This is a genomic window from Pseudomonas sp. Irchel 3H7 (assembly GCF_900187605.1).
Classification (GTDB): Bacteria; Pseudomonadota; Gammaproteobacteria; order Pseudomonadales; family Pseudomonadaceae; genus Aquipseudomonas.
Genome location: NZ_FYEA01000007.1, coordinates 184,660 through 208,766, shown reverse-complemented (window position 1 = coordinate 208,766; position 24,107 = coordinate 184,660). Strand labels below are relative to the sequence as shown.

Sequence of the window (24,107 nt, the reverse complement as noted above, 5' to 3'; positions counted from 1 at the left end):
GAAAAGCGACCAGGCACCCGCAGAGGTGCTTCCAGCAACCAGCCTTGATCCGTGAGAACGTTATGGAACCCGGAAACGCCCAGCTGTCGATGACGGTACTGATGACCCCCGACATGGCCAACTTCTCTGGCAATGTCCACGGCGGCACCCTGCTCAAATACCTCGACGAAGTGGCCTACGCCTGCGCGAGCCGCTATGCCGGCCGCTACGTGGTGACGCTGTCGGTGGATCAGGTGATTTTCCGCGAGCCGATCCATGTCGGCGAACTGGTGACCTTCCTCGCGTCGGTCAACTACACCGGCAACACGTCGATGGAAGTCGGCATCAAAGTGGTGACCGAAAACATCCGCGAACGCTCGGTGCGCCACACCAACAGCTGCTTCTTCACCATGGTCGCCGTGGATGACCAGCGTAAACCGGCCGCCGTGCCGCCGCTGCAACCGCAGAACAGTGAAGACAAGCGTCGTTATATGCAGGCGCAGCAGCGTCGGCAGATTCGTCAGGAGCTGGAAAAGCGCTATCAGGAGATCAAGGGCGACGCCTGAGATCAAAGACAAAAGATCGCAACCTTCGGCAGCTCCTACAGGGTTTTGCATTCCCATGTAGGAGCTGCCGCAGGCTGCGATCTTTTTGAACGATTACGCGATTACAGACTGATCGCCGTCGCCTCGAACTTCACCCGTGGATGCGCAATCCGATCCTGCGCCCGCACCAGTTGCAACTCATAACTGGCGCACGCCTGAGTCTCCAGCAGCACCTCATGCACCGCCGCCGCAGTGAATTCGAACGCCGCCACCAGGCTATCGCCCAACAGCACCCGCGCCAAAAACAAGCCCGACGTCAGATCACCCACGCCCACTGGCTGACGCGGAAACGCCAACAGCGGACGGCGCAGATGCCAGCTGCCTTCGGCTGTCACCAGCAACATTTCAAAGCCATCGGCTGGTTTGCCCGGATAATCCAGATGCTTGACCAGCACCGCTTTCGGCCCGCGCGCCAACAGTGCCCGCGCCATCGCCAGGCAATCGAACAGCGACTGCGGCTTGCGCCCGGAGAAGCTGTCGAGCTCCAACTGGTTCGGACACATGATGTCCGCCACGGCCGCCGCCTCTTCCAGCAGGAAATCGCTGACCTCGGTCGGCACGCTGCAACCCTTCTCCGGATGGCCCATCACCGGATCACATAGATAGAGCGCTTTCGGATTGACCGACTTGATGCGTTCGACACCGCTGAGAATCGCCCGGCCTTGCGCCGCGCTACCGAGGTACCCGGATAGCACCGCATCGCAATTACCCAGCTCGCCAATCGCAGCGATGCCTTCGACCAGCTCGGGAATCTGTTGCGGCGCCAGCACTTCGCCGGCCCACTGACCGTACTGAGTGTGGTTGGAAAACTGCACGGTGTTGAGCGGCCAGACATTGACCCCGACCCGCTGCATCGGAAAAACCGCGGCGCTGTTGCCGGCGTGGCCGAACACCACATGGGACTGAATGGCGAGCAGATGAGGCGTACGTTTCATTCGGGTCATTCCGTAAAACGATTGAAATTCAAGCCGCGCAGTATGCGACGAAACGCAGCCTGTACGACAGACCGGCGACGCAGTTAAGCTGACGCTATCTTTTGGAGTTCGATGTTGATGCTGACCCTGGAAAACATCTTCGTGCTGATACTGTTCGCCGCTGCCGGCGCCTGGCTGTGGCACAACCACGGCTTGCGCGAACGCGCGCTGGAGCGGGTCAAACAGCATTGCCTGAACGTGCGGGTCGAGTTGCTCGACGGCAACGTCGCTCTGAAGAAGATCGGTTTCATCAAGGACGCCAACGGTCGCCGACGACTGGCGCGGGTGTATAACTTTGAGTTCACCGTGACCGGCGAAAGCCGCCATAACGGCACCATCACCCAGTTTGGCGCGCACAGTGCGCAGATCGAACTAGCGCCCTACCCGGCGCCGTTTGACGACACACCGCCGGTGGTTGAAGTGCACAAGCCTCGAGCGGAAGTCATCGAGCTAAGCCAGTGGCGCCAGGAACACACCAAATGGAAGCCCTGAAGACCAAGTAGGAGCTGCCGGAGGCTGCGATCTTTTGATCTTAATCCGCCCGGCACCCCGACAACCCTCTCTGCAGCACCTCAACATCCTGCGCATCACTGAAGATCAGCTCGATGCGCGAATCTTTCCGCCATTCACTGGCCAGCCAAACCAACTGCGCATTCTCTAGCGCGTTCGCCGAAACCCAGCCATCTGCACTGTGGATAACCAGTTTCGCTCTTTTCCAATGAAGCCCGTTTAGCCAATCGGCGATACGTGCCTTGTCGAACTTTTGTCCCGGATGCCAACGCCAACCGACACTCCAGCCACCCTCCTGGGCCTGACTCAAGCAGATCGGCAGCGTCGGATCGCTCCAGACAGCCGGCATTTGCCCTAACCCCTTGGGCACGATCAGATTGTCCAAACCATTGACCGCTTGCGCAGCCAGGCCCGGCAGTTCGCTCAGGGGCAGTTGCGCCCGTTGCGTCCATATCAGCCTGACTGACGGCAACTGGCTGGCTATTTTCTGCCGTTTATTTTCATCAAGGTTTTCCGCCTTGTTCAGCAGCAACAGCCCAGCGCTGGCCAACGCTTCCTGCTGCGCTACCGGCAATGCTTTCCCGGCCTGAAGCGATTGAGCGTCGAGAACAAGAACACACGGCTGCACCGCCAGGACACCCAACCACGGCGCCTCATTCAATTGCTTGAGCAACTGCGCCGGATGCCCCAGCCCGGAAGGTTCGATGAACAACCGGTCCGGCTTCGCCTTGCGCAACAAACGCCCGAGGCCAATCTGAAACGGCGCGCCATTGACGCAGCACAGGCAGCCCCCGGCCACTTCGCCCAGTGCGATACCATCGGCATCACTCGTCAGCAGCGCGGCATCGAGGCCGATCTGGCCGAACTCATTGATCAGCACCGCCCAGCGCTCGCCGGCCGGCCGCTGCGCCATGAGCTGGCGAATCAGGCTGGTCTTGCCGGCACCCAAAGGGCCAGCAATGACATGGGTAGGAATGTTCTGCAACATGGCCGGGAGCTTTCTTGGGAGATTCAAAAGATGCGTTGGATGGGATGGTCGTTGCTGTTGACGCTGCTGTCGAGCGAAGCGTGGGCTCAGGCCTGCGTAGTGCACAGTCAGGGCGAGCGGCTCGACGTCAAAGTCTGTCAGCAGAACCGCAATATTCCGGAAAAACTGTTCAACGACGGTTTCTGCCAGCCAGCGCTGGCCGGGCAGAAAGTCGAGGTGCAATACGTCGATCAATGCCCGAGCGGCGCGTTTGGCGTGTGCGGCAACGCGCAAGTCGCCAATATGCCTTATCGCCAGGACATCCACTATTACGGCGTCGCCACCGATGCCGCGTATTTGAAGCCGTACTGCGAAGGCCAGAGCCAGGGGTCGTGGCTCAAGCCTTGAGGCGTCAGCCGAGCCAGTCGAGGGTCAGTATCAGACGACGCTCGCCTGCGGCCGGTTGCGGCGAGCGGTGAATCAGACCGAAGCCTTCATTGCCGTGCCATTTCTCGCCTTTCAGTAAGGCGACTTCGCCGCTCTTGAGTTGCTGTATTTGCGCTTGGGGTTCGGCGTTGGCCTGCCCCAGCTGCTGGCGATCCATCGCGCCTTCCTTGAGCCATTGGCTGCCGACGCCGGCGTACGTGGTGATCAGCCGCACCGGCACATGATCGACGTGGAAGCGCGGGCACATGGCTTTATCCAGCACCCGCAGGCGCAAGCCGATTCGCCGCGCACCGAGCAAGCAGGCGAAGGCGCTGACTAACCATTTCAGGTCGGCGATGAAGCCCTCATACCCTTCCAGATCGCGGAATCCTGAAGCCAGCCCGGTGAGATCAGGCTCCGCGTCCTCGCTCGGCAACTCCAGGCACAACGACTCCGCCAGCGGTTCGTTGAGCGACAGGAGTAACTGGGCGAAATCGCTGATGTGCAACGGCAGTTGGCGTTGCCAGGCGGCAAGATTGGTGTCGTCTTCGAGAATTCGCGTCAACGCCTTCGGTGTCGGGCCTTGATGCTGATGGCGCGTACGGTTCTGCAGCAGTTTAAGCGCGAGCATCAGGCGGCCTCTTCGTGCCAAGGACCGAACGGATCTGGCAGCAATCGCCATCCCTCCACGCCAAGGGCCATTTCTTCATCGGTGAGCAGGCAGGCATCGAGTTCGGCAGAAAGCTGCAGGAAATCGATGTTCTGACCAATGAACACCAACTCCTGGCGACAGTCGCCAACGCTTGGCGTCCAGTTTTCCATGATAGCTGCGGTGCTTTCCTGATCTTGTGGCCACTGATCCTTCGGCACGAAGCGCCACCAGCGCCCGGCAAAACCGTGGCGCATCAATCCACCGGCCTGCGACCAGCTACCGGCGTCGGTGGGTTTGCTTGCGAGCCAGAAGAAGCCTTTGGAGCGCAGCAGTTTGCCGTTCAACCACGGACGGTCAATGAAGCTGAAGAAGCGTTGCGGGTGAAACGGGCGGCGTGCGCGGTAGGCAGTTGAAGCGATGCCGTACTCGTCTGTTTCCGGCACATGCTCGCCGCGCAACTCTTGCAGCCAACCCGGCGCTTGCGCGGCTCTCTCGAAGTCAAAACGATTGGTATTGAGGATCTTTTCCAGCGGCACCTCACCCATCACCATCGGGATGATTTCGGCCTGAGCGTTGAGGCGCTTGAGGATGGCCATCAGCTCCTCGCGCTGGCTTTGGCTGATCAGGTCGATCTTGCTGATCAACAGCACGTCGGCGAATTCGATTTGCTCAATCAACAGATCGGTGATGGAGCGTTCGTCTTCTTCGCCGAGAATCTCCCCACGGGAGGCGAGACTCTCTGCCGCATGGTAGTCCGGCAGGAAATTCAAGCCGTCGACTACAGTGACCATGGTGTCGAGACGCGCGATGTCGGAGAGACTCTGGCCGTGTTCATCGCGGAAGGTAAAGGTTTCGGCCACGGGCAGTGGTTCGGAGATTCCAGTGGATTCGATCAATAAATAATCGAAGCGGCCCTCACGGGCGAGTTTGCTGACTTCGTCTAGCAGGTCTTCGCGTAACGTACAGCAGATACAGCCGTTACTCATTTCGACAATTTTCTCTTCAGCGCGGTTAAGGCTGACATCGCGCTGAACTTCGCTGCCATCGATATTGATCTCGCTCATATCATTGACGATGACGGCTACACGCAACCCCTTGCGATTACGTAGTACGTAATTCAAAAGTGTACTTTTTCCGGCGCCAAGAAATCCTGAAAGTACGGTAACGGGCAATTCGGCTGACATTGGATAATCCTCTTAAAATGGCAACCGATTAGCGCTTTGCTTGCGCTTGGCGTGTCTGTGCTTCATGCGAAGGATTTCGCTAAAAGCAAACGCTTGAAATCGGCCCGCTCAGGCTTGGTTATCTTTTATGTTATAGTATAACAACATGAATAAACCAGCCCTCCTCTTGTCCTGAGCAATAAACCGCAGGAAGCTGAGCCGATACCACTCCGGGGTTCGTAATGAAAACTGCGCTGAAATGCTCGTTGTTGAGCCTTGGATTGTTGATGATCGGCAATGCATCGGCGCAGGTGCCGGCGCTTGCGACCTGCACACGCAGCGCAAATCTGTTGGCCTGCGTCGATGCCGACGGTAACGCCTATAGCGTCAACACCGTCGGCAACACGCTTTATCTGCGTGGGTTTGAAAAGGCTGGCCAGCGTTATTGGGCGCAAACCAATAGCCGTTTCGGCCAACTGACGTTCTTCACCGGCATCGCCTCTGACGGCGAAGCCTGGGTGGGCTACACCCGACGTGTCGGCTGGACGACGATCAATCGGTTCTCCAGCTCGGGCGGTAGCAGCGCGAAGTTCACTTGCAGCCGGATTACCGGCTGTTAAACCTGAGCCTCTTGCTGCGCCTGCTGCCAAGCCAGGTAACTGTCGACGGGGGGATTCTTTTCAAAGTAACGCTGCAATCCTTTAAACAAACCGTCTGCCACGGCTTGCTGATGCCGAGCGGTGACCAATCGCTGGCTGTCCCGCGCATTGGAAATAAAGCCGGTTTCCACCAGAATTGAAGGCACATCTGGCGATTTCAGCACTGCGAATCCGGCTTGTTCCACGCGTTTCTGGTGCAGCGTGGTAATGTCGGCCAGACTGCCCAGCACCGTGCTGCCGAGCTGCAAACTCGCGGCAATCGTCGCGTTCATCGACATGTCGAGAATTACCCCGGCGAGCATCGGATCCTTATCTTTCAAATTGAGCAGGCTTGTCGCACCGAGCAGGTCTGCGCCGTTCTCTCGCTGCGCCATGAAGCGAGCAGTCGCCGACGTTGCGCCACCCTCAGAAAGGCAATAAACAGATGCGCCAGAGGCAGTAAGACGCTGCGCCGCATCAGCATGTACCGAGATAAAAATGTCAGCCTTGTGCTGCCTGGCAATCTCCACACGCTTGCGCAACGGAACAAAAAAGTCGTCATTGCGTACCAGTTTTACGTCAAAGCCTTTCTCTTTTTTCAGGCGTTTAGCGAGTAACTGCGCAATGGAAAGCACTACATCTTTTTCCCGTTCGCCCTTGGCGCCGACCGCGCCGGGATCCTTGCCGCCGTGTCCAGGATCGACGACTACGATGATGTCGCGCTTCGGATGAGCGCCAATCTGCGGTGTTTCACGTGGAACCTTTGGGCTTGTTGGCATCGGTTTTGTGCTGACCAAATCCAATACCAAGCGATGACTTTGCCCATCCTGCGGCGCCAAAAGGAAACTGTTCAGCAGCACGGGATTGCTTAGATCGAGAACAATCCGCGTATCACCCAGACCAAAAGGCCCGGATCGAATCGACCGTATAACCGAGCCATCCAGCGCCAACCGACTGAAATCGCCGCTCAAGCTAGCCCCACTCACATCAATGATCAGCCGTTCAGGCGCATTGAGTGTGAAGGTCTTGTAGCGCACTGGCCCGCTCAAATCGAACACCAACCGCACTTTGTCCTCAGATCGCCAAAGTCGTGCCTGGCGAATTTGTGTAGCAGACACACTGAATGGATAAGCAAAAGCGGCGCTGGCCAAAATCAGATTAAGCACCTGACGTCTGTGCATATGAAAACCTGTTCATGAAAAAGACATCGTGATAAGTATTGTTATAATGTAACATCGAATTGAATCACCATGATGGTCCCGAACATGAATTCGCTTTCACTCCCGGATATCGCCGCGCAAGTTACTCGCCAAGCATTGCCACTTGAATGGGTGGGCATGCAGGGCATCGCATTACCTATCTTGTTGGAAGGCCAACACCTGAATGCCAAGGCTGACGCTGGAGTGAGTCTTGATGATGGCGAGGCACGCGGCATTCATATGTCGCGACTGTATTTGGCTCTGGAAGCGCTCGAACAGGAGCGCCTGACACCCGCTCTTCTGCAGCAGGTGCTCAAGCGTTTTCTGGAGAGCCACGAAGGTTTATCCAGCCGTGCTTACTTGAATATTCACACCGATCTGCTGATGAAAAGGCCTGCGTTGATCAGTCCATTGGCTGGCTGGAAATCCTATCCAGCGAGTATTTCGGCAAGCCTGAAAGACAACATGTTCCACGTGGAACTCAAAATTGAATTGCCCTACTCTTCGACTTGCCCTTGCTCAGCGGCTTTGGCGCGGCAGTTGATCCAGCAACAATTTATCGACGACTTCGCCAACAAAGGCCTTCAGCACGCCGACGTTCTGGCCTGGCTAGGCTCGACCCACGGCATCGTCGCCACGCCTCACAGCCAACGCAGCACCGCGCAACTGCATCTACATCTCGACGAATTCATCGATGAGCTGCCGTTGAGCGTGATCATCAATGACGCCGAGGCGGCCCTCGGCACCGCCGTACAAACCGCCGTGAAACGCGCAGACGAACAAGCCTTCGCCCTCGCCAACGGCCAGAACCTGATGTTCTGCGAAGACGCGGCACGCCGTCTGAATCTGGCCCTGCGTCGGACTCCAGGCGTCAGTGCATTTCATTTGCGAGTGATCCACGCCGAAAGTCTGCACGCCCACGATGCCGTCGCCGAAAGCCACTGGCAGCGTGAACAAGCATGATCCGCTGCCAATCCCTGAGTTGGGGGGCACCCGGCCAACCACTGACTGCGCCCCTGAGCCTCGAGCTCGACAGCGGCAGCCTGACGGCGATCATCGGCGCCAACGGCTGTGGCAAAAGCAGCCTGCTGAAGGTGATCGCCGGGCTGCAAAAACCATTGGCAGGCAATGTCGGCCTGAGTGTTCCACGTCAAAGCGGATTGTCCTTCCTGCCCCAGCAACAGCATCTGGATCGCCAATTCCCCATCAGCCTCGAAGAACTGGTCGCCGCTGGTTTCTGGGGGCGAAGACTATCGACCCAACTACGAAACCAGCGCCTGAAAGATGCACTGGCAAACTGGCACCTCAGCGGACTCGAACAGCGTCCACTCATGGCCCTGTCCGGCGGTGAACTGCAACGCGCCCTGCTCGCTCGTCTGAGTCTGACTGACGCTGCAGTGCTGCTGCTCGATGAACCCCACGCCGCACTCGATGAACTCGGCCAACAATTGCTCTGGCAGCACATCCATACCTGGCATGGCGAAGGTCGAACACTGGTCGTCGTGTGCCACGACCTCGTCGCCGTGCGCCAACACATACCGCAAACCTTGCTGATCAAAAACCGCCAGTGCGTGTTCGGCGCGAGCGTCGAGCTGATCCAGCAAACACCTCGCACGCAGGTGGCCTGATGCTCGCCGTCGCCCACTTCTGGCAGCCGTTCAACGAGTTCGTGTTCATGCGCCGGGCCCTGCTCGGCGGCCTGGTACTCGCTTGCAGTACCGCACCGCTCGGCGTGTTCTTGATCCTGCGACGGATGAGCCTGATCGGTGATGCAGTGGCCCATGGCATCCTTCCCGGCGCTGCATTGGGTTTCTGGTTCGCCGGACTCAGCCTGCCGGCATTGACGCTCGGCGGTCTCGGGGCCGGACTGAGTATGGCCGGCCTCGCCGCCTGGATCACCCGTCGCACAGGTCTGCGTGAAGACGCCAGCCTCGCCGCGATTTATCCCATTTCCCTCGCCAGCGGCGTGCTGATTCTCGGCATCGCCGGCAAACGCCTCGACCTGCTTCACTTGCTGTTTGGCTCGGCATTGGCCGTCGACGGCCCGACCCTCACCGGCATGTTGTGGGTCTCGGGATTCAGCCTGATCGCCATGGCGCTGATCTACAAACCACTGTTGCTCGACACCCTCGACCCGTTGTTCTTGAGAACCGTGAGCCGCCTCGGCCCACTCGCCCACGGCGTCTTTCTGACGCTGGTCGTACTCAATCTGGTGATCGGCTTCCAGGCCATCGGCGCCCTGATGGTCGTCGGGCTGATGATGCTCCCCGCCGCCGCCTCACGATTCTGGAGCCGTCGTCTGCCGACCCTGATTGCCATCGCAGCCGTCATTGGATGTCTCTCAGTGTGGTTCGGCTTGCTGTTGTCGTTCTACTACTCGCTACCCAGCGGCCCGGCCATCGTGCTGGTCGCCGGCCTCGGCTATCTGCTGTCCGTGGTGTTCGGGCCGGTTCACGGTCTGTTGCGCCGCCCGCCTTTGCTCACATCCCAATGAGGTGTTTCCCGATGCGCGCTCTACTCGTGTTGCTCAGCCTGATGCTGTCGATGTCATTGTCTGCGGCGGAAAAATTACCGGTGGTCACCAGCTTCAGCATCCTCGCCGACATGGTCCATCAGGTCGGCGGCGAGCATGTGCAGATCACCAACATGGTCGGCCCTGACGCTGACGCACACACCTACGAGCCGACACCGGACGATGCCAAGGCATTGCTCAGCGCCAGACTGATCATCAAGAACGGTCTCGGTTTCGAGCCTTGGCTGGACCGACTGGTGACCAGCACCGAGACCAAAGCCACAGTGGTCAGTGCCAGTCATGGCGTGATTCCGCGATCACTGGATGAGGACGGCGAAACCGTTCCCGACCCGCACGCCTGGCACAATCTGGCGAACGCCGAGTTGTATGTCGCCAATATCACCAAGGCATTGATCGCTGCGGATCCCGCGAACCAAGCCGACTACGAACGCAACAGCAAAACCTACCTGAAGCAGATCTACGCCCTGCTCGCCGTGGCCAAAGCCAAACTCGGTGCACTACCTCCGGGTAACCGCAAAATCGTCACCAGCCACGATGCTTTCGGTTATCTCGGCCAAGCGTACGGCATCGACTTCATGGCGCCGCAAGGCTTGTCCACTGAACGCGAACCCTCGGCTGCCGAAGTCGCTGCACTGATTACGCAGATTCGCCAAGCTCACGTCAAAGCAGTGTTCATGGAAAACATCAAAGACGCGCGCCTGCTCAAACAGATTGCCGACGAAAGTGGCGCGCACATTGGCGGCACTTTGTACTCCGACGCCCTCGCCGCCAACGGCCCCGCCAGCACCTTCACCGGTCTGTTCGAATACAACCTCAACACCCTTTACAACGCGCTGAGCCAACCATGATCCGCAAGAACCCATCAGGTGATTTACCGCAAATTGCCGAGTCAGCCTACGTCGACAAGACCGCAATCATCTGCGGCAAAGTGGTGATCGGCGAGAACGTGTTCGTCGGCCCGTACGCAGTGATCCGCGCCGACGAAGTGGACGCCTCGGGCGAGATGAAACCAATCACCATCGGCGCCAATTCGAACATCCAGGACGGCGTGGTCATCCACTCCAAATCCGGTGCTGCAGTGACTATTGGCGAATTCAGCTCCATCGCCCACCGCTCGATCGTGCATGGCCCCTGCGTCGTCGGCGACCGCGTGTTCATCGGTTTCAACAGCGTGCTGTTCAACTGCGTTGTCGGCAATGGTTGTGTCGTGCGGCACAACTCGGTGGTCGATGGTCGGGATTTGCCGGCCGCATTCTACGTGCCCTCCACCACCCGCATCGGACCGAACACCGACCTCTCATTGTTCCCACCGGTGAGCGTCAGCGCTTCGGAGTTTTCCGAAGACGTGGCACGCACCAATGTCGATCTGGTGCGCGGCTACAAAGCCTTGCAGAACGAGTTCTGAATCATGAGCAGCGTGCTGATTCGCAACGCAAGACTGGTCAATGAAGGGCGCGAGTTCGACGGCGATCTGTTGGTCAGCAACGGACGCATCGTCAAGATTGCGCGAAGCATTGAAGGCGAAAACGCCACGCTAGAAATCGACGCGAACGGCCAATGGTTGCTGCCGGGGATGATCGATGACCAAGTGCATTTCCGTGAACCGGGCGCGCCGCCCAAGGGCAGCATCCACACCGAGTCACGCGCAGCGGTGGCCGGTGGCATCACCAGCTTCATGGACATGCCCAACACAAATCCGGCCACCCTCACCCTCGAAGCCCTGGCGGATAAAAAGCGCCGGGCGGCGATCAACTCGGTGGCTAACTACGGCTTTCACTTTGGCGTGAGCCGGGACAATCTAGATACGGTTGCCGCGCTCAATCCGTGTGAAGTGGCCGGCGTGAAAGTGTTCATGGGCGCCTCGACCGGCAACATGCTGGTCGATGATCCGCAAATCCTTGAGCGACTGTTCGCCGAGGTGCCGACCATTCTGTTGGCGCACTGTGAACACACGCCGAGTATCGACGCGAATGCGGCCAATCTGCGTGAGCTGTTCGGCGAACGAATCCCGCCCGCTGCTCACCCGCTCATCCGCAATGCCGAGGCGTGTTATCGCTCCTCTTCACTGGCGGTCGAGTTAGCCAAACGTCACGGCACGCGGCTCCATGTCTTGCACCTGACTACGGCGCGTGAACTGACGTTGTTCGAGGACAAAGCGCTGACGCAAAAACGCATCAGCGCTGAAGTCTGTCTGCATCATTTGCTATTTGATGATCGCGACTATGCTGCCCTCGGCAACCTGATCAAATGCAATCCGGCGATCAAGACCCAAGCGGATCGCGATGCGTTGCGCGCGGCCCTGAGCAGCAATCTGCTGGACGTGATTGGCAGTGACCATGCACCGCATACCTGGGAAGAAAAGCAGCGAGCTTATGCGCAGGCACCTTCTGGATTACCGCTGGTACAGCACGCGTTGCCGGCACTGATGGAGTTGGTTGCGGACGATGTACTGCCAATCACCACGTTGGTAGCGAAGACCAGCCACAGAGTCGCGGATCTGTTTGCGATTCCCGATCGTGGGTATTTACGTGAAGGCTACTGGGCGGATCTGATATTGGTTGAGCCGCACACCTTGGAGGTGAATCGGCAACCCATTCTGTCGCAGTGTGGATGGACGCCGTTTGCCGGACGCAGCTTTCGGCATCGGGTGAGTACGACGATTGTCTCGGGGCAGATTGCCTGGCGGGAGGGTCGGGTGAATGAGGGATGTCGCGGGTTGGCGCTACGATTTATGCGCTGATTGAAAAAACCCAGTAGGAACTGACGAGTGAAACGAGGCTGCGATCTTTTGATCTTGTTTTTTACAATCAAGATCAAAAGATCGCAGCGTGCCGCAGCTCCTGCAGGAGATACATTTAGGCGCGGGGTTTAACAGCGCCGCAATCCTGACCCAACCAAACCGCGCGAGTTTCCAGACTGCCCTTCTGGTTGATCCCGATCGCATTGAACGTGCCGTTGGCCACGGTGGTGAACTCACGATCACTGAGGAACGTCGCCACCCCGGTGCCTTGCGCTTTCGGGCAGCTGAAACGGAATTTCCACTGATTGCCAGTGCGCTCGGTGATCTGTTGTTTGCAGCCCGATTGCGGGTCAGCCAACGGAATATCGTTGGTCGCCACTTGCTCCGGCGTCAGACACGCGCGAATACCCTTGCCGCCGATATTGATGCCGTTTTTTTCCAGTGCCGCACGCTGCTGCGGGGTCATCTGCCCTTGCAGTTGGCCGAGGATCGATTGCACATCCATCGGCTGGTCATCGACCTTGACGTTGCTCGATGTCATTTCCCACAGCCCCGGCTGCAGCATCTGCGCTTGCGCAACCACCGGCAATGCCAAACCCAGGCCCAGCGCCAAACCCAGCAGACGAACGTTCATCGAAAAACTCCTGATCAGTAGTGGCCGTTAGACGTCGGCCGATTGCTTCGGTTCATGCACCAATTAAATAGCGACATTCGCCACAGAACATGGTCTGTTAAGCATTGAATCTTCCGGAGCAAGGCTGCCCCATGGATTATTTTGGACCGCACATTTTCGGTTATCTGATCGCCCTGATACACACTCTCGGCTTGATCGCCGCCGTTCACGCGGTGCTCACCGTGCGCACGGCTCAAGGCTCGATCGCCTGGGCATTGTCGCTGATCTTCATTCCCTATCTCACGCTTATTCCGTACCTGGTGTTTGGCCGCAGTACCTTTGATGGCTACATCAACGCGCGACGTCAGGCCAACGAACAGATGCGTCAGGCCATCTCCGAACTGAACTGGCGCCCGTGGGTGGAAGAAGCGCTGACCGCGCGCGCCTCGAATGCCTACGCCTCGTTACGCGCAATGCCAAAATTGGGGCGCATGCCGTGTCTGGCGAACAACGAAGTGCAATTGTTGATCAACGGTGCAGCCACCTTTGAGGCGATCTTCCAGGCTATTGATCAGGCGAAGGAAGCGGTGCTGATCCAGTTTTTCATCATCCACGATGATCGCCTCGGTCAGCGCCTGCGTGATCTGCTGCTGAAGAAAGCCGCCGAAGGCGTGGCGATTCATCTGCTCTACGACCGTATTGGTAGCCATGCCCTGCCCCACAGTTATGTGCAGGCGTTACGTGATGGCGGCGTTGAGGTCAAAGCCTTCGCCACGCGCAGCGGCTGGCTCAATCGCTTTCAGGTCAACTTTCGTAACCATCGCAAGATCGTCGTGGTCGACGGGGTGGTGGGATTTGTTGGCGGGCATAACGTCGGCGATGAATACATGGGCGAAAAACCACCGCTGGCGCCGTGGCGCGATACCCATGTAAAAGTACGCGGCCCGGTGGTCGCGTGCATGCAGGAATCCTTTGCCGAGGACTGGTTCTGGGCCGCGCGAACATTGCCTCCGCTGATACTGCCGGATGAATACCCGGACGACGGCGTGCTCTGCCAACTGCTCGCCAGCGGCCCGGCCGATGCTTACGAAACCTGCTCGCTGTTCTTTGTCGAAGCCATCCATGCGGCCACCGAACGCGTGTGGATCACCAGCCCTTACTTCATTCCCGACGAGGCTGTATTTGCCGCATTAAGGTTGGCGGTCTTACGCGGTGTCGATGTGCGACTACTGCTGCCATCGCGTCCCGATCATCGCATCGTTTACGCCGCTTCCAGTCTCTACGCGTTTGAAGCTGTGCGTGCCGGCGTGCGAGTGTTCCGCTATGAGCCCGGTTTCCTGCATCAGAAAGTGGTGTTGATCGACAGTGAGATCAGCGCCATCGGCAGCGCCAATCTGGACAACCGTTCGTTCCGATTGAATTTCGAAGTGATGCTGCTGACCGTCGACAGCGACTTCGCCGCCAGCGTGGAAAACATGCTTATCGCCGATTTCGAGCAAGCCTACGAAATTGCCAAAGAAGAAAGCCGGGAAATCCACCGACTGCAACAAGTCGGCATGCGGATCGCCCGGCTGATTTCACCGATTCTCTAAAAACCCTCACCCTGACCCTCTCCCAGAGGCAGAGGGGAATATTCAGTGTTAAGGGTTATAGATATCGTCGCGCGTCCATGGCAGTTCATGGCTGCCATCCGGATGCGCTTTCACCGCAAGGATCTGGTGCAGATTGATCCAGCCGCGCGCAAACGCATAAGCGCAGCCGGCCAGGTACAGACGCCAGATGCGCAACGCCTGATCCGGCACCAGTTTGCCTGCGGTTTCAAGGTTATCCTCCAGTCGCTCGCTCCAGTGATCCAGCGTGCGCGCGTAATGCAGGCGCAGGCTTTCGACGTCGACAATCTCCAACCCCGCTTCGCTGATCTCGGCCGAGATCATCGCCAGGTGCGGCAACTCACCGTTGGGGAATACGTATTTCTCGATGAATTCCCCGGCACCGCGTCCCACCGGACGACCATCGGTGTGTTTGGCGGTGATGCCATGGTTCATTACCAGACCGCCCTCCTTCACCGCGCCGAACAGGGTTTTGCAGTACTCGGCGAGATTGGCGTGGCCGACGTGTTCGAACATCCCGACGCTGACTACCTTGTCGAAACGCCCGTCCTGAGGCAGATCACGATAGTCGAGCAACTGCAGTTCGATCTGGTCTTCCAGGCCTTCGGCCTTGACCCGTTCGCGTGCCAGTTCCAGCTGTTCCTTGCTCAGGGTAATACCGAAGACTTTCGCACCGAATTCGCGCGCGGCAAAGCGTGCCAGACCACCCCAACCGCAGCCGACATCCAGCAGGTACTCGCCTGGCTGCAAGCGCAGCTTGCGGCATAAGTGTCGAAATTTGGCTTGTTGCGCCTGTTCCAGAGTTTCGCTGCCCGTTTCGAAATAAGCGCAGGAATACGCCATGTCGCTATCCAGCCAGAGCTGGTAGAACGCATTGGACAGGTCGTAGTGATAGGAAATGGCTTTGGCGTCGGTTTCCTTGTCGTGCACCGAACGCACCGGCTGACTGTCTTCATCTTCGCCGAGCAAAGCGTTGCTTAATTCGTCGCAGACCCGGATGACCTCGCTGATCGAGCCCTCCAGCTCAAGTTTGCCTTCAACAAATGCCGCTCCGAGCGCATCCAGGCTTGGATGGGTGAACTGGGTGACCATCTGCGGGTCCTTGACCACGATGGTGACGCTGGGCGCCGGCCCCAGATTGAACTCATGGCCATCCCAGAGTCGCAGGCGAAGCGGAAGCTGCAGATTCTGTAAGGCCGGTGGAAGTTGCGCGAGCATGGAAAATCCCCCTTGTTTCAGACGTCAGATCTGAGGGTAGACCATCCCGGAAAAATAGCAGGCTATCGATTTGATTAGCCTGATCTATCGCTGCAGACGCACCAGCAAACCTTCCTGAATCCACTGTTTCAACCAGGTCACGGCTTGAAGTGGCGCGCCCTCACCATAAGTGACTGCTAACTCGGCGCACAGTTCGGCGAAACTCCATCCTTGGTTGAGCAAACCATCGAGGGCCGTCGCCTGCGCCGAATCGAGGCTGCGGTAACTGCAGATCAGCTGGTTGCGCCAAATCAGACAGGCCTGTGGAATATCCAACGCCATGCTTTCAGGGAAGTCTGCTTTTTCCTTCACCGAGCGCCACAGTGCAAGGCTGTTGAAGCGGCACCCCAGCCACTGCAAGGATGGCACCGCTTTGACGCGCAATTCGGGCCAATCCTCCGGGGCCAGGGCCGCCACAGCGTCAATCGTCAGCGGCTCATCGGCGGGTGCATCAAAGGCCAGTGTGAAAGCCCATTCGAGCGCGATCAACTCGGCCAGCGGCGCACTCTGCTCCGGCACCAGATGCTCGCGGACGAAACCTTCAAAGCCTTTGCCCAACCAGCGCAGGCTGTAATGCGCTGATGGATACCGACGGATGTACGCCATGGCGAGGTCATCGAACTCTTCATCACCCAGCCAGTGCAGGATCGTCGGAAAGTCATTGCGCAAGACTTCCAGCAACCGCGCTTTGTAAGCGTTGTGATAGATCGCCAGTCCCGTGCCGACATCCAGTGTCGGGCCACCGATCAGGCTCTTGCCCAAGGACAGATTTGCACTGCGGTCTTCATCGAGAAGGAACGTCTCGAACGCCAGTTGCCACTCCTTCAGGCGCATTGCTGCCTCCCGGCCAGAACCTTGTTCCCCAGCTCACGGGCCTTTTGCAGTTCATCGAGCAATTCATCGAAAGGCGGAAAATGATCGTCACGCTCCAGCAACGTGGCCACAGGGCCGAAGTGTTCCAGTGTGCGTTGATAGAGTGCCCAGACCGGATCGCTCACCGGATGGTCGTGAGTGTCGATCACGTAATCGCCGTAGTCACTGTGCCCCGCCAGATGCAGTTGGCGGACTTTGTCGATGGGCAGGCTACTGATGAAGGCCCACGGATCGAAGCCATGATTACGTGAACTGACGTAAACATTGTTCACGTCCAGCAGCAATTCGCAGCCGCTTTCGCGGCTCAGCGCTGCGAGAAACTCCCACTCGGTGAAATCATCCGAGGCAACACGGACATAACTGGAAACGTTCTCCAGCACCAACGGACGCTGCAGAATGTCCTGAACCTGCATCACGCGAGCGGCGATGTAATCCAAGCTTTCTTCGGTGTAAGGCAGCGGCAGCAGATCATGTAACTGATGGGCATTGCCACGGCTCCAGCACAAATGATCGGAGATCCATACCGGCTTGACCCGTTCGGCCAATTGCTTGAGTTGGTTGAGATAGTCAGGGTCGAGGGCATGCGGCCCGCCGATGGACAGGGATACGCCGTGCATCACCAGCGGATAGCGCTCGGCGATAGCGTCGAGGTAATACAGGGCCTTACCGCCCTGCACCATGAAATTTTCCGAAACCACTTCAAACCAGTCGACATCCGGCGACTGCTCAAGGATCTGCTGGTAGTAAGTGCTACGTAAACCCAAGCCGTAGCCCAGGAAGGGAGGGGAAACAGACATGGGGCGAACTCCTGATAAAAAGTGGCCGCAGTGGCGCCAACCACTGCGGCAACACTTGCCGGTCAGTTATTCGCCGACCTTGCCACCGGCTTTTTCACACGCCGCCTGAGTCATTGCCTTAAAGCCCTGGCCTTTACAGGCACCCATGCCTTTGCAGGCGTGGTCTTTGGTTTTGCAGTCGTTCTGGCCTTTGCAGCCGTTCACGCCGTAGCAGTGAACGTTGGCATCGGCGGCCATCGCGTTGGAGGCAACACCGGCGAACATTGTGGCGGCGGCCAAAGCGAGAGCGGCACCAGCAGCAGCGGTCTTGATGGTCATTTTTCTTATCCTCGGTAATCGTCAGGGGTGTCGGCTGGAAGGTTGTTCAGTCCCGACATAGCACTAGAGAGAGCGCCCCCGACGGCGTTACAGAGGATCGAAAAATAATTTCAAAGGTCTTTCTGGAGCTTGAGCAACGGCTCCTGAAAGCGCAGCAAACGCCCGGCATTACCGAGGACCAGCAGCGTGCTGAGGTTGTGCAGCAGCGCGGCAATCATCGCCCCGGCGGCACCCAGCCAGCCGAATGCAGCGAACACGACGATGGCCAGCGTCCAACCCAGACCGATGATCACGTTGACCTGCAACGTCCGGCGGCACTGGCGGCTGAGGCGCACGCAGGTGCCGAGTCGGCGCAGGTCGCTGCCGATCAAGACAATATCCGCCGAGGCCAGCGCGATGTCGGCGCCACCCGCGCCCATTGCCACACCGACCACGCCTGCCTTGAGCGCGAGGGAGTCATTGATGCCGTCACCGACCACCATCGGCCGGAAACCATTGTCGATTTCCTTGAGCACGCGATTGAGTTTGTCCTCGGGCAAGGCCTGGGCTTGGACCTCATGCAAACCGACCTCCTTGGCGAGCGACTGGGCCACGCTTTGACGATCGCCGGTCAGCAGCAATTGCCGTCCGAGCCCCAATTCACGCAATTCGTCGAGGGCGAAACGGGCCTCCGGTTTAACCGTGTCGGCGAGCAACAGCCAAGCGAGGAATTCCCCGTTCAATGCCAGCCCGGCGATGGGGCCATCGTGATCGGGGACCGTTGTCGTGGTGATGCCCAGTTGCGCGAACAATTCTGGCCGACCGAGCGCCGCTTCGCCCTGCCCGGTCATGGCGACTACACCAAGGCCCTGACGCTCGTGAATATCACTCAGCGTTAGACATTGATCCTGACTGACCAACCCTGCAAGCGCACGACTGACCGGGTGACTGCTCGCCGCGCCGAGGCTGGCGGCAAGCGCCATGACCACAGACGACTCTGCTTGCGGGCTGTTGATCGACTGCAAGCGTAATGTGCCGTAAGTCAGTGTCCCGGTTTTATCGACGACCAGCGATGTCAGGTCAGCCAGTTCTTCGAGGAACGCCGAACTGCGAATCAAAATCCCGTGACGCGCTGCCACCGCGACACCGGCAATCGCCGTCGCCGGAGCGGACAACACCAACGCGCACGGACACGCTGCCACCAACACCGCAAGCATCGCTTGCGCATCGTTGGTGACGAACCAGGTCACCGCTGCCAGCAACAACACCAGCACCATGTAGCTGCCGGCGTAACGCTCGAGCAAACGAGTGATCGGTGGCTTCGAGCGCTCGGCGTTCTGCATCAGCGCGATGACTTTGCCGAGGGTCGACTCGTCGCCAGTGCGGGTCACTTCAATGCGCAGCAGGCCATCGAGATTGATCGCGCCGCCGAACACCGTCATGCCGACAGCCGCCTCGACGGGCACTGATTCGCCGGTAATCGAAGCCGTATCCAGACTGGCCTGGCCGGACAAAACCCGACCGTCCGCCGGCACCCGATCACCGGCGCGCACCTCAACGGTGTCGCCGGATTTCAGCGTGCCGTTGTCCACTTCGATGATCGAACCATCCGCCAGAAGCTTGCGTGCGTGACTGCGCGTCAGTTGGCCAAGCGCATGAATCGCTTCCTGCGAACCGATCACGCTGCGCTCCTCCAGCACATGGCCGAAGATCATGATGATCGGCAGCAGCGCCGCTGTCAGCAGATCGCCGGTGGCCCATGCACCGAGCATGGCCAGGGCAATCAGTTGATCGGTGATGCCGTGCAAGCTTGGATAGCGCAGGCTGTACCACGCCGAACGCATCACCGGGACGGCAACTAATAAAGAAGCAAAACCAAGCAGCAACTGACTGACGCCGGTTTGCTCCGGCACCAGCCAACGCCAGATCAAACCCAGCCCCAGAAGACCGAGCGCCAGCATCGCCAATGTCAGTTGGCGTGCGGCGCGGCGTTGTTCGGCCGAGGACAACAGGCTCGGTGCAGCGGTCGTCGCAGTCATTTACTGGCTCCCTGAATGATCAGACGGGAATCGTCTTTCGGGTCGACCGTGGTGACCGATCCGGCCTGACCGAGAATCTTCGGCATGCGCTCGCGGTACAGGCGCAGAAGCATTTGCGGGTCGGTGCTGCTGGCCAGACTCGACACCGTGGCAGTGTCAGCCGTGGCTTTGGCCAAGCGTTCACCGGCCTGCGCGTGAGCGACTTGTAGCGCCCGATCGGCTTGTTCGTTGGAGGTCTGGGTGAGCTTTTCGGCATCGGTACATGCGTTGGCCACAGCTTTGTCGGCTTGCTGACTGGCCGTCAGCACCGCGTTGAATGCACTGACCGCCGGATCCGGCAGACTCGACTGCACATCGACCCGCGCCACTTCGATCCCGATACCCTGCCCGCTCGCCTTCAACTCGGCGAGGCGTTTATTGACGCCTTGGACCAAATCACCGCGCAATCGCTCACGTCGTTCGGCAGCCTGATTGTCAGCGCCGATCAATTCCGGACGCGCGACCAGAATGGTGTCCAGATCCCTGGCGGCAGTCAGTGCCACGGCACTGCGAGTGACCAATCGATCCAGCGCCGGCAACACATGATCGGCCTGCAAGACAAAGTCGTAAGGGTCGGTGACTTTGTAGAACACCCGCACATCCAGCTGCACCACGCCGGCGTCACCGGTCAATAAATAACCAGAGCCGGCCAGAGCATCGCTGAGTGGTGTAGCGAAGGAAGCGACTCGATCAGCCTTGAGTGCCTCATCGCTGCGCAACAGGTTTTCCACCCGACGCTCGATCACCCGATCCGCGGCCGGCAACAAAACCACCTGTTCGAACGGCTGCGGCCAAGCCAACAACAGCCCCGCGTTCTGCACGCGATCCAGTGCACCAAAGTGCAAAACCACCGCACGATTCTGCGGATCGATCTGTCGCACATTGGAAAACGCCCAAGCCAATGCGGCCAACACCGTCACCGCATACAGGGCGAGAAATGCCAAACGACCAGCCTGAATCCACGGGCTGTTCAGCGAATGTGTTCCACGTGGAACTTCTTCGCTCATGGCTGCGATCCGGATTTACTGTCGAGTGTTGGCGGGCCATCGATCAGCACGCGAAATGGCGCCGCGTCAGTGCGCAAGATCAGTTTGGTGTCTGGCGTAACGATGGTGCCAAGGGTGTCCAGCGAGCGCAGCAAGTTGTACAGCTGCGGCGAACTGGCGTACGCACGGCCGTAAATCTGCGCGGCTTCAACGCGAGATTGTGCTTCGATTTCTGCAGCTTTCACGGTGGCGTCGGCCTGCACAATTCGCGCATCGCGTTCGGCAGCAGAGCGGATTTGCGCAGCCTCACGCTTGCCGATCGCGGTACGTTCGGTAGCGATTGTTTCACGCTCGGCGCGCATGCGATCGACAGTTGCGGTAAGGGTGACAGAAGGCAAAGTCAAACGCTCGATGCCGACTTGCACAACGCGCACGCCATAGGTGGCGAGCAATTGCTGATCGATCTGCTGACGCAACTGCGCTTCGAATTCAGCGATATGCACCTGACTGGCATCAGTGTTCACCAGGTTCGCCAGATCGAAACTGCTGGCTGTGGTTTCCAGCGCCGAGCCCACGAAGGTGCGAATCTGCCGCGCCGCCTCATCCGGCTGGTTCTGTACAGCGCGCATGAAGCGCTGCACATTGTCCGGATCACCCTGCACCTGCCACGCCACGTAGGCCTGCACGATGATGCGCAAACCGTCGCGGGTACCAACATCCTGCAAGCCGCTGGAGGTGGTGCGCAAACGCAGATCCACCGGGATCGCCGCTTCGAACGGCGCCGGCAAACGCCAGCTCAAACCCGGATCAAGCAGTACCCGCGATGGATTGCCGAAGCGGGTAATCACCGTGGCTTCACCCGAGCGCACTTGCACCAGGCTCGCTGCTGCGATGGCGAACGCAACCAGCAACACCGCCCAGCTCATGCGTCGCCACGGGAAAGGCCCCGCCTCTTCCGGCGCACCGTGGTGATGGTGATGATGCCCGTGATGATGGTGATGTCCGCCGTGGCCATGATCGTGGCCGCTGTGATCATGCGGTTCGTGAGTGTGCGACTGGCTCAATGGGCGACTCCTGGTTGAGCGGTGTTGCGCGCGGGCGACGGGTCAGCCGGCAGCGTGAAAGTACGCAGATCGATGGTCGGCGGATTGCTGCTGCCACCCAGACGATGGTCGATTACCAGCAATTTGGCTTTACTCAGGCCTTGGCTGAGCTGACCGAGATATTGCTCAAGCACGAAAGCCTGACCAGCACTGGCATAGGCTTTTTGTTCGGCGCTGAATTTCAGATCCGCCGCCTGCGCCGTAGCACGGGTTTCGCGCGCGTTGGCGCTGGCCTGATCGCGAGCGAGGCTGGCCTGCAATTGCGCCTGATTGCTCGCTTCGGCCGCAGCGCCACGCTCGCGGGAGATCAACGCCTGCGCGCCGATCTGCGCCGCTTGCACGCTGTGGTAGGCATTGGCGGCACCGGCCGGCGGGTGAATGGCTTCGACGACTGTGGCGAGAATCTCCACGCCGCTGTTGAGTTGCTGCAGATCACTTTGCACCGCGCGACCGATCTCCTCGCCCAGTCCGACCCGATCTTCACCGAGCAAACCGTCGAGTGTGCGCGAGGCAAAGTCATGCACCAGAATCCGGCTGGCCGTGCTGCGAATCAGCGTCGGCACATCGGCACTGTTGTAGGTCGCGGCCAGCGCCGCCTGATCAGTCAGGCCTATGCGATAAACGAAGCGCACGTCCATGTTGACGATCTGAAAGCTCTGTTGAGCGCCACGGCTGCTGGCGATGACTTGCGACTTGTCATTGACGTGGCTGGCGTCCCACAAGCGGTTGGCTGTCATCGGCGCAGGGCCTTCGGCAGGATCGGCTTGCAGCGGCGCCGGATTCTCGCCAACGCTGGTGGCCAATTCGTGCACCACACCGTTCTCGACGATCAGCACGCGCCCCAGCGGCCACGGCAAACCCGTGTGCAATCCTGGGCCGAACACCTGCACCGGTTTGCCGAAGCGCTCATAGATGCCACGGCCCTGCAGCGGGATTTCATGAATGCCGGTGAGCAGCCAACCCACCGCTGCGACGAGCGCCAGCACTGGCAGAAACGCTCGGCGCATGAAACTGAACGCCCAGATCTGGCGCAGATCGATGCCAAAACGGTTGTGCAATTCGTGCTGCAACGCGAGAAAAGGCTGGGGTGGCCAACGCAGCATGTCGGTAACAAAACTGCGCGCCAGCAACCTTGGCTCAAGCTGTTCGCGACGCGGGCTAAAAACTGAAAGAACGGCGCGCAATAGCCACTCGATCGCGACCAATCCTGGCAAGATACCTATCAGTACAGACACGCGAACTGGCCACACGGCATTCTCGCCAGCGAACAACAGACACAGCGCGCCGAGCACCAGAGTGATGATCGCCACGCGCGTCAGTTGCGCCAATGAACCTGCTTCCGGCCATTGCGCAGGATTCTCCTGAGCCAGTTGTCGCTCAAGCACCAACAAGCCGAACGCCAGCAGTAATGACAGCGCTGCGCCCACAGTGGCGGACAATCCAACGGCTGCGGCGGGCAGCGCCAGGTTCCACACCTGTTCGATACTCAGCGCCACCAGCAACGCCCAGCCAGCCAACCACAGCGTCGCAGCACCGATCAGGCCAAGTGCATGCAAACCCCGCTGGCTGAGGCGATCCAGCAGGCGCTCGTACCACCCTTGCGGCGCAGAGCGTTCATCTTCGGCAATAGGCGTCAGCACAACAGGATTGATCACCCGCGCGCGCCATTGCGTCACCCACCACGCAGATTGCAGCCCGGCGACCAACACCAGCAGCGCCGCGCTCTGATTGACCAGCAGCGGCAGCCACAATGACTGCGGTGCAAACAGCCCGACGAAAAACGCCAACACCCAGCCCGCCCCGGCCAAACCACCGAGGGCAAACGCCCAACGCCGCAGTCGCCTGCCCTGCGTGGCCGCCTGCTGAAAACGCGGCAGTCCGGTCACTTGCGTGCCATCCACCTCCAGATCAACTTGCATATCACCCCAATATCATTGGCTCGCGGTTCATATCGTTACGATATAACGAAAAGCGTGAAATATTCGTACACAATTACGCGTATTCAAAGACGCCCAACCTGTCGCTTGCCTGAAGCCTTGACCGAAAAGCCTCGAAACGCACATATTACGTTCGTAATTTTTATTCAGAACTACTTTTAGCGATCCGC

At 59.1% G+C, this 24,107-nt stretch carries 25 protein-coding genes; 11 read left to right on the top strand and 14 right to left on the bottom strand.

The features are described 5' to 3' along the window. Nucleotides 1-62 precede the first annotated feature (62 nt). Nucleotides 63-545, top strand: coding sequence for an acyl-CoA thioesterase (locus tag CKW38_RS15315; RefSeq protein WP_003229693.1), 483 nt, complete (start codon nt 63-65; stop codon nt 543-545). 101 nt (nt 546-646) lie between these two features. On the opposite strand, the gene pdxY is transcribed toward CKW38_RS15315, so the two are convergent. Beyond that, on the bottom strand, nt 647-1,519 hold the full coding sequence (gene pdxY / locus CKW38_RS15310; protein ID WP_007912061.1) for a pyridoxal kinase PdxY: 873 nt from the start codon (nt 1,517-1,519) through the stop codon (nt 647-649). A gap of 117 nt (nt 1,520-1,636) precedes the next feature. On the opposite strand from pdxY, the gene CKW38_RS15305 reads away from it, so the two are divergent. Then, nucleotides 1,637-2,050 (top strand): DUF3301 domain-containing protein, encoded by a 414-nt coding sequence (locus CKW38_RS15305; protein ID WP_007912059.1) that lies wholly within the window; start codon nt 1,637-1,639, stop codon nt 2,048-2,050. Nucleotides 2,051-2,090: 40 nt separating this feature from the next. Here the strand turns inward: CKW38_RS15305 and CKW38_RS15300 are convergent, their stop codons facing one another. Beyond that, nucleotides 2,091-3,056 carry a GTP-binding protein gene (locus tag CKW38_RS15300; protein ID WP_095113174.1) on the bottom strand — a complete coding sequence of 322 codons (966 nt, stop codon included), beginning with the start codon at nt 3,054-3,056 and terminating at the stop codon, nt 2,091-2,093. A 30-nt stretch (nt 3,057-3,086) separates the two neighbouring features. Between CKW38_RS15300 and CKW38_RS15295 the strand changes: the two genes are divergently transcribed. Continuing rightward, on the top strand, nt 3,087-3,443 hold the full coding sequence (locus CKW38_RS15295) for a hypothetical protein (protein WP_007912055.1): 357 nt from the start codon (nt 3,087-3,089) through the stop codon (nt 3,441-3,443). Nucleotides 3,444-3,447: 4 nt separating this feature from the next. Here CKW38_RS15295 and CKW38_RS15290 read toward each other — a convergent pair whose 3' ends face one another. Together CKW38_RS15290 and zigA are read right to left on the bottom strand one after the other, a co-directional pair. Beyond that, a complete protein-coding gene (locus tag CKW38_RS15290) occupies nt 3,448-4,092 on the bottom strand; it encodes a DUF1826 domain-containing protein (protein ID WP_095113173.1) in 645 nt (214 codons plus the stop codon). Further along, nucleotides 4,092-5,297 carry a zinc metallochaperone GTPase ZigA gene (gene zigA / locus CKW38_RS15285; RefSeq protein WP_095113172.1) on the bottom strand — a complete coding sequence of 402 codons (1,206 nt, stop codon included), beginning with the start codon at nt 5,295-5,297 and terminating at the stop codon, nt 4,092-4,094. Before zigA ends, CKW38_RS15290 begins: the two co-directional genes overlap by 1 nt. Before the next feature lie 221 nt (nt 5,298-5,518). On the opposite strand from zigA, the gene CKW38_RS15280 reads away from it, so the two are divergent. Beyond that, complete coding sequence (locus CKW38_RS15280; RefSeq protein ID WP_095113171.1) at nt 5,519-5,896, top strand: glutamine synthetase; 378 nt, start codon at nt 5,519-5,521, stop codon at nt 5,894-5,896. On the opposite strand, the gene CKW38_RS15275 is transcribed toward CKW38_RS15280, so the two are convergent. Continuing rightward, nucleotides 5,893-7,095, bottom strand: a complete 1,203-nt coding sequence (locus tag CKW38_RS15275) for an N-acetylmuramoyl-L-alanine amidase (RefSeq protein ID WP_095113170.1) — start codon at nt 7,093-7,095, stop codon at nt 5,893-5,895. The two genes, CKW38_RS15280 and CKW38_RS15275, sit on opposite strands and share 4 nt — an antisense overlap. An 84-nt stretch (nt 7,096-7,179) precedes the next feature. Here CKW38_RS15275 and folE2 point away from each other — a divergent pair, with 84 nt between their 5' ends. The 6 genes from folE2 to CKW38_RS15245 are packed head-to-tail and all read left to right on the top strand — an operon-like array spanning nt 7,180 to nt 12,386. Next, complete coding sequence (folE2, locus tag CKW38_RS15270; protein WP_042704911.1) at nt 7,180-8,076, top strand: GTP cyclohydrolase FolE2; 897 nt, start codon at nt 7,180-7,182, stop codon at nt 8,074-8,076. Next, entirely contained in the window at nt 8,073-8,741 is a 669-nt protein-coding gene (locus tag CKW38_RS15265) for a metal ABC transporter ATP-binding protein (protein WP_007912043.1), read from the top strand. Before folE2 ends, CKW38_RS15265 begins: the two co-directional genes overlap by 4 nt. After that, the gene (locus CKW38_RS15260; protein WP_095113169.1) at nt 8,741-9,607 is read left to right on the top strand and encodes a metal ABC transporter permease; all 867 of its coding nucleotides are present in this window, start codon (nt 8,741-8,743) and stop codon (nt 9,605-9,607) included. The genes CKW38_RS15265 and CKW38_RS15260 overlap by 1 nt, the downstream gene beginning before the upstream one ends. 11 nt (nt 9,608-9,618) lie before the next feature. Continuing rightward, nucleotides 9,619-10,494, top strand: coding sequence for a metal ABC transporter substrate-binding protein (locus tag CKW38_RS15255; protein ID WP_095113168.1), 876 nt, complete (start codon nt 9,619-9,621; stop codon nt 10,492-10,494). Continuing rightward, nucleotides 10,491-11,051 carry a carbonate dehydratase gene (locus tag CKW38_RS15250; RefSeq protein ID WP_095113167.1) on the top strand — a complete coding sequence of 187 codons (561 nt, stop codon included), beginning with the start codon at nt 10,491-10,493 and terminating at the stop codon, nt 11,049-11,051. The genes CKW38_RS15255 and CKW38_RS15250 overlap by 4 nt, the downstream gene beginning before the upstream one ends. Before the next feature lie 3 nt (nt 11,052-11,054). Then, nucleotides 11,055-12,386 (top strand): dihydroorotase, encoded by a 1,332-nt coding sequence (locus CKW38_RS15245; protein ID WP_095113166.1) that lies wholly within the window; start codon nt 11,055-11,057, stop codon nt 12,384-12,386. A 115-nt stretch (nt 12,387-12,501) separates the two neighbouring features. On the opposite strand, the gene CKW38_RS15240 is transcribed toward CKW38_RS15245, so the two are convergent. Further along, nucleotides 12,502-13,020: a DUF3617 domain-containing protein gene (locus CKW38_RS15240; protein WP_007912033.1), complete on the bottom strand. Its 519-nt coding sequence runs from the start codon at nt 13,018-13,020 to the stop codon at nt 12,502-12,504. Between the two features lie 131 nt (nt 13,021-13,151). On the opposite strand from CKW38_RS15240, the gene cls reads away from it, so the two are divergent. Then, nucleotides 13,152-14,591, top strand: coding sequence for a cardiolipin synthase (gene cls, locus CKW38_RS15235; protein ID WP_007912032.1), 1,440 nt, complete (start codon nt 13,152-13,154; stop codon nt 14,589-14,591). 48 nt (nt 14,592-14,639) lie between these two features. Here cls and cfaB read toward each other — a convergent pair whose 3' ends face one another. The 8 genes from cfaB to hflK (CKW38_RS15195) all read right to left on the bottom strand — a co-directional run bounded on the left by cfaB (nt 14,640) and on the right by hflK (CKW38_RS15195) (nt 23,919). Further along, nucleotides 14,640-15,827 (bottom strand): C17 cyclopropane fatty acid synthase CfaB, encoded by a 1,188-nt coding sequence (gene cfaB, locus CKW38_RS15230; RefSeq protein WP_095113165.1) that lies wholly within the window; start codon nt 15,825-15,827, stop codon nt 14,640-14,642. 84 nt (nt 15,828-15,911) lie between these two features. Continuing rightward, nucleotides 15,912-16,700: a DNA-binding domain-containing protein gene (locus CKW38_RS15225; protein WP_095113164.1), complete on the bottom strand. Its 789-nt coding sequence runs from the start codon at nt 16,698-16,700 to the stop codon at nt 15,912-15,914. Further along, nucleotides 16,691-17,536 (bottom strand): DUF692 domain-containing protein, encoded by an 846-nt coding sequence (locus CKW38_RS15220; RefSeq protein WP_095113163.1) that lies wholly within the window; start codon nt 17,534-17,536, stop codon nt 16,691-16,693. Before CKW38_RS15220 ends, CKW38_RS15225 begins: the two co-directional genes overlap by 10 nt. A 66-nt stretch (nt 17,537-17,602) precedes the next feature. Beyond that, nucleotides 17,603-17,854 (bottom strand): membrane protein, encoded by a 252-nt coding sequence (locus CKW38_RS15215; RefSeq protein WP_007912027.1) that lies wholly within the window; start codon nt 17,852-17,854, stop codon nt 17,603-17,605. Nucleotides 17,855-17,964: 110 nt separating this feature from the next. Beyond that, nucleotides 17,965-19,872 (bottom strand): heavy metal translocating P-type ATPase, encoded by a 1,908-nt coding sequence (locus CKW38_RS15210; protein WP_095113162.1) that lies wholly within the window; start codon nt 19,870-19,872, stop codon nt 17,965-17,967. Further along, complete coding sequence (gene hflK / locus CKW38_RS15205; RefSeq protein ID WP_095113161.1) at nt 19,869-20,918, bottom strand: protease modulator HflK; 1,050 nt, start codon at nt 20,916-20,918, stop codon at nt 19,869-19,871. The genes CKW38_RS15210 and hflK (CKW38_RS15205) overlap by 4 nt, the downstream gene beginning before the upstream one ends. Continuing rightward, entirely contained in the window at nt 20,915-21,961 is a 1,047-nt protein-coding gene (gene hflC / locus CKW38_RS15200; protein WP_095113160.1) for a protease modulator HflC, read from the bottom strand. Before hflC ends, hflK (CKW38_RS15205) begins: the two co-directional genes overlap by 4 nt. Continuing rightward, complete coding sequence (gene hflK, locus CKW38_RS15195; RefSeq protein WP_095113159.1) at nt 21,958-23,919, bottom strand: protease modulator HflK; 1,962 nt, start codon at nt 23,917-23,919, stop codon at nt 21,958-21,960. Before hflK (CKW38_RS15195) ends, hflC begins: the two co-directional genes overlap by 4 nt. Between the last annotated feature and the right edge of the window lie 188 nt (nt 23,920-24,107).

Coding starts and splice junctions, on each gene's coding strand:
- CKW38_RS15315 (WP_003229693.1), top strand. CDS start 63: ATGGAACCCGGAAACGCCCAGCTGTCGATGACGGTACTGATGACCCCC.
- pdxY (WP_007912061.1), bottom strand. CDS start 1,519: ATGAAACGTACGCCTCATCTGCTCGCCATTCAGTCCCATGTGGTGTTC.
- CKW38_RS15305 (WP_007912059.1), top strand. CDS start 1,637: ATGCTGACCCTGGAAAACATCTTCGTGCTGATACTGTTCGCCGCTGCC.
- CKW38_RS15300 (WP_095113174.1), bottom strand. CDS start 3,056: ATGTTGCAGAACATTCCTACCCATGTCATTGCTGGCCCTTTGGGTGCC.
- CKW38_RS15295 (WP_007912055.1), top strand. CDS start 3,087: ATGCGTTGGATGGGATGGTCGTTGCTGTTGACGCTGCTGTCGAGCGAA.
- CKW38_RS15290 (WP_095113173.1), bottom strand. CDS start 4,092: ATGCTCGCGCTTAAACTGCTGCAGAACCGTACGCGCCATCAGCATCAA.
- zigA (WP_095113172.1), bottom strand. CDS start 5,297: ATGTCAGCCGAATTGCCCGTTACCGTACTTTCAGGATTTCTTGGCGCC.
- CKW38_RS15280 (WP_095113171.1), top strand. CDS start 5,519: ATGAAAACTGCGCTGAAATGCTCGTTGTTGAGCCTTGGATTGTTGATG.
- CKW38_RS15275 (WP_095113170.1), bottom strand. CDS start 7,095: ATGCACAGACGTCAGGTGCTTAATCTGATTTTGGCCAGCGCCGCTTTT.
- folE2 (WP_042704911.1), top strand. CDS start 7,180: ATGAATTCGCTTTCACTCCCGGATATCGCCGCGCAAGTTACTCGCCAA.
- CKW38_RS15265 (WP_007912043.1), top strand. CDS start 8,073: ATGATCCGCTGCCAATCCCTGAGTTGGGGGGCACCCGGCCAACCACTG.
- CKW38_RS15260 (WP_095113169.1), top strand. CDS start 8,741: ATGCTCGCCGTCGCCCACTTCTGGCAGCCGTTCAACGAGTTCGTGTTC.
- CKW38_RS15255 (WP_095113168.1), top strand. CDS start 9,619: ATGCGCGCTCTACTCGTGTTGCTCAGCCTGATGCTGTCGATGTCATTG.
- CKW38_RS15250 (WP_095113167.1), top strand. CDS start 10,491: ATGATCCGCAAGAACCCATCAGGTGATTTACCGCAAATTGCCGAGTCA.
- CKW38_RS15245 (WP_095113166.1), top strand. CDS start 11,055: ATGAGCAGCGTGCTGATTCGCAACGCAAGACTGGTCAATGAAGGGCGC.
- CKW38_RS15240 (WP_007912033.1), bottom strand. CDS start 13,020: ATGAACGTTCGTCTGCTGGGTTTGGCGCTGGGCCTGGGTTTGGCATTG.
- cls (WP_007912032.1), top strand. CDS start 13,152: ATGGATTATTTTGGACCGCACATTTTCGGTTATCTGATCGCCCTGATA.
- cfaB (WP_095113165.1), bottom strand. CDS start 15,827: ATGCTCGCGCAACTTCCACCGGCCTTACAGAATCTGCAGCTTCCGCTT.
- CKW38_RS15225 (WP_095113164.1), bottom strand. CDS start 16,700: ATGCGCCTGAAGGAGTGGCAACTGGCGTTCGAGACGTTCCTTCTCGAT.
- CKW38_RS15220 (WP_095113163.1), bottom strand. CDS start 17,536: ATGTCTGTTTCCCCTCCCTTCCTGGGCTACGGCTTGGGTTTACGTAGC.
- CKW38_RS15215 (WP_007912027.1), bottom strand. CDS start 17,854: ATGACCATCAAGACCGCTGCTGCTGGTGCCGCTCTCGCTTTGGCCGCC.
- CKW38_RS15210 (WP_095113162.1), bottom strand. CDS start 19,872: ATGACTGCGACGACCGCTGCACCGAGCCTGTTGTCCTCGGCCGAACAA.
- hflK (WP_095113161.1), bottom strand. CDS start 20,918: ATGAGCGAAGAAGTTCCACGTGGAACACATTCGCTGAACAGCCCGTGG.
- hflK (WP_095113159.1), bottom strand. CDS start 23,919: ATGCAAGTTGATCTGGAGGTGGATGGCACGCAAGTGACCGGACTGCCG.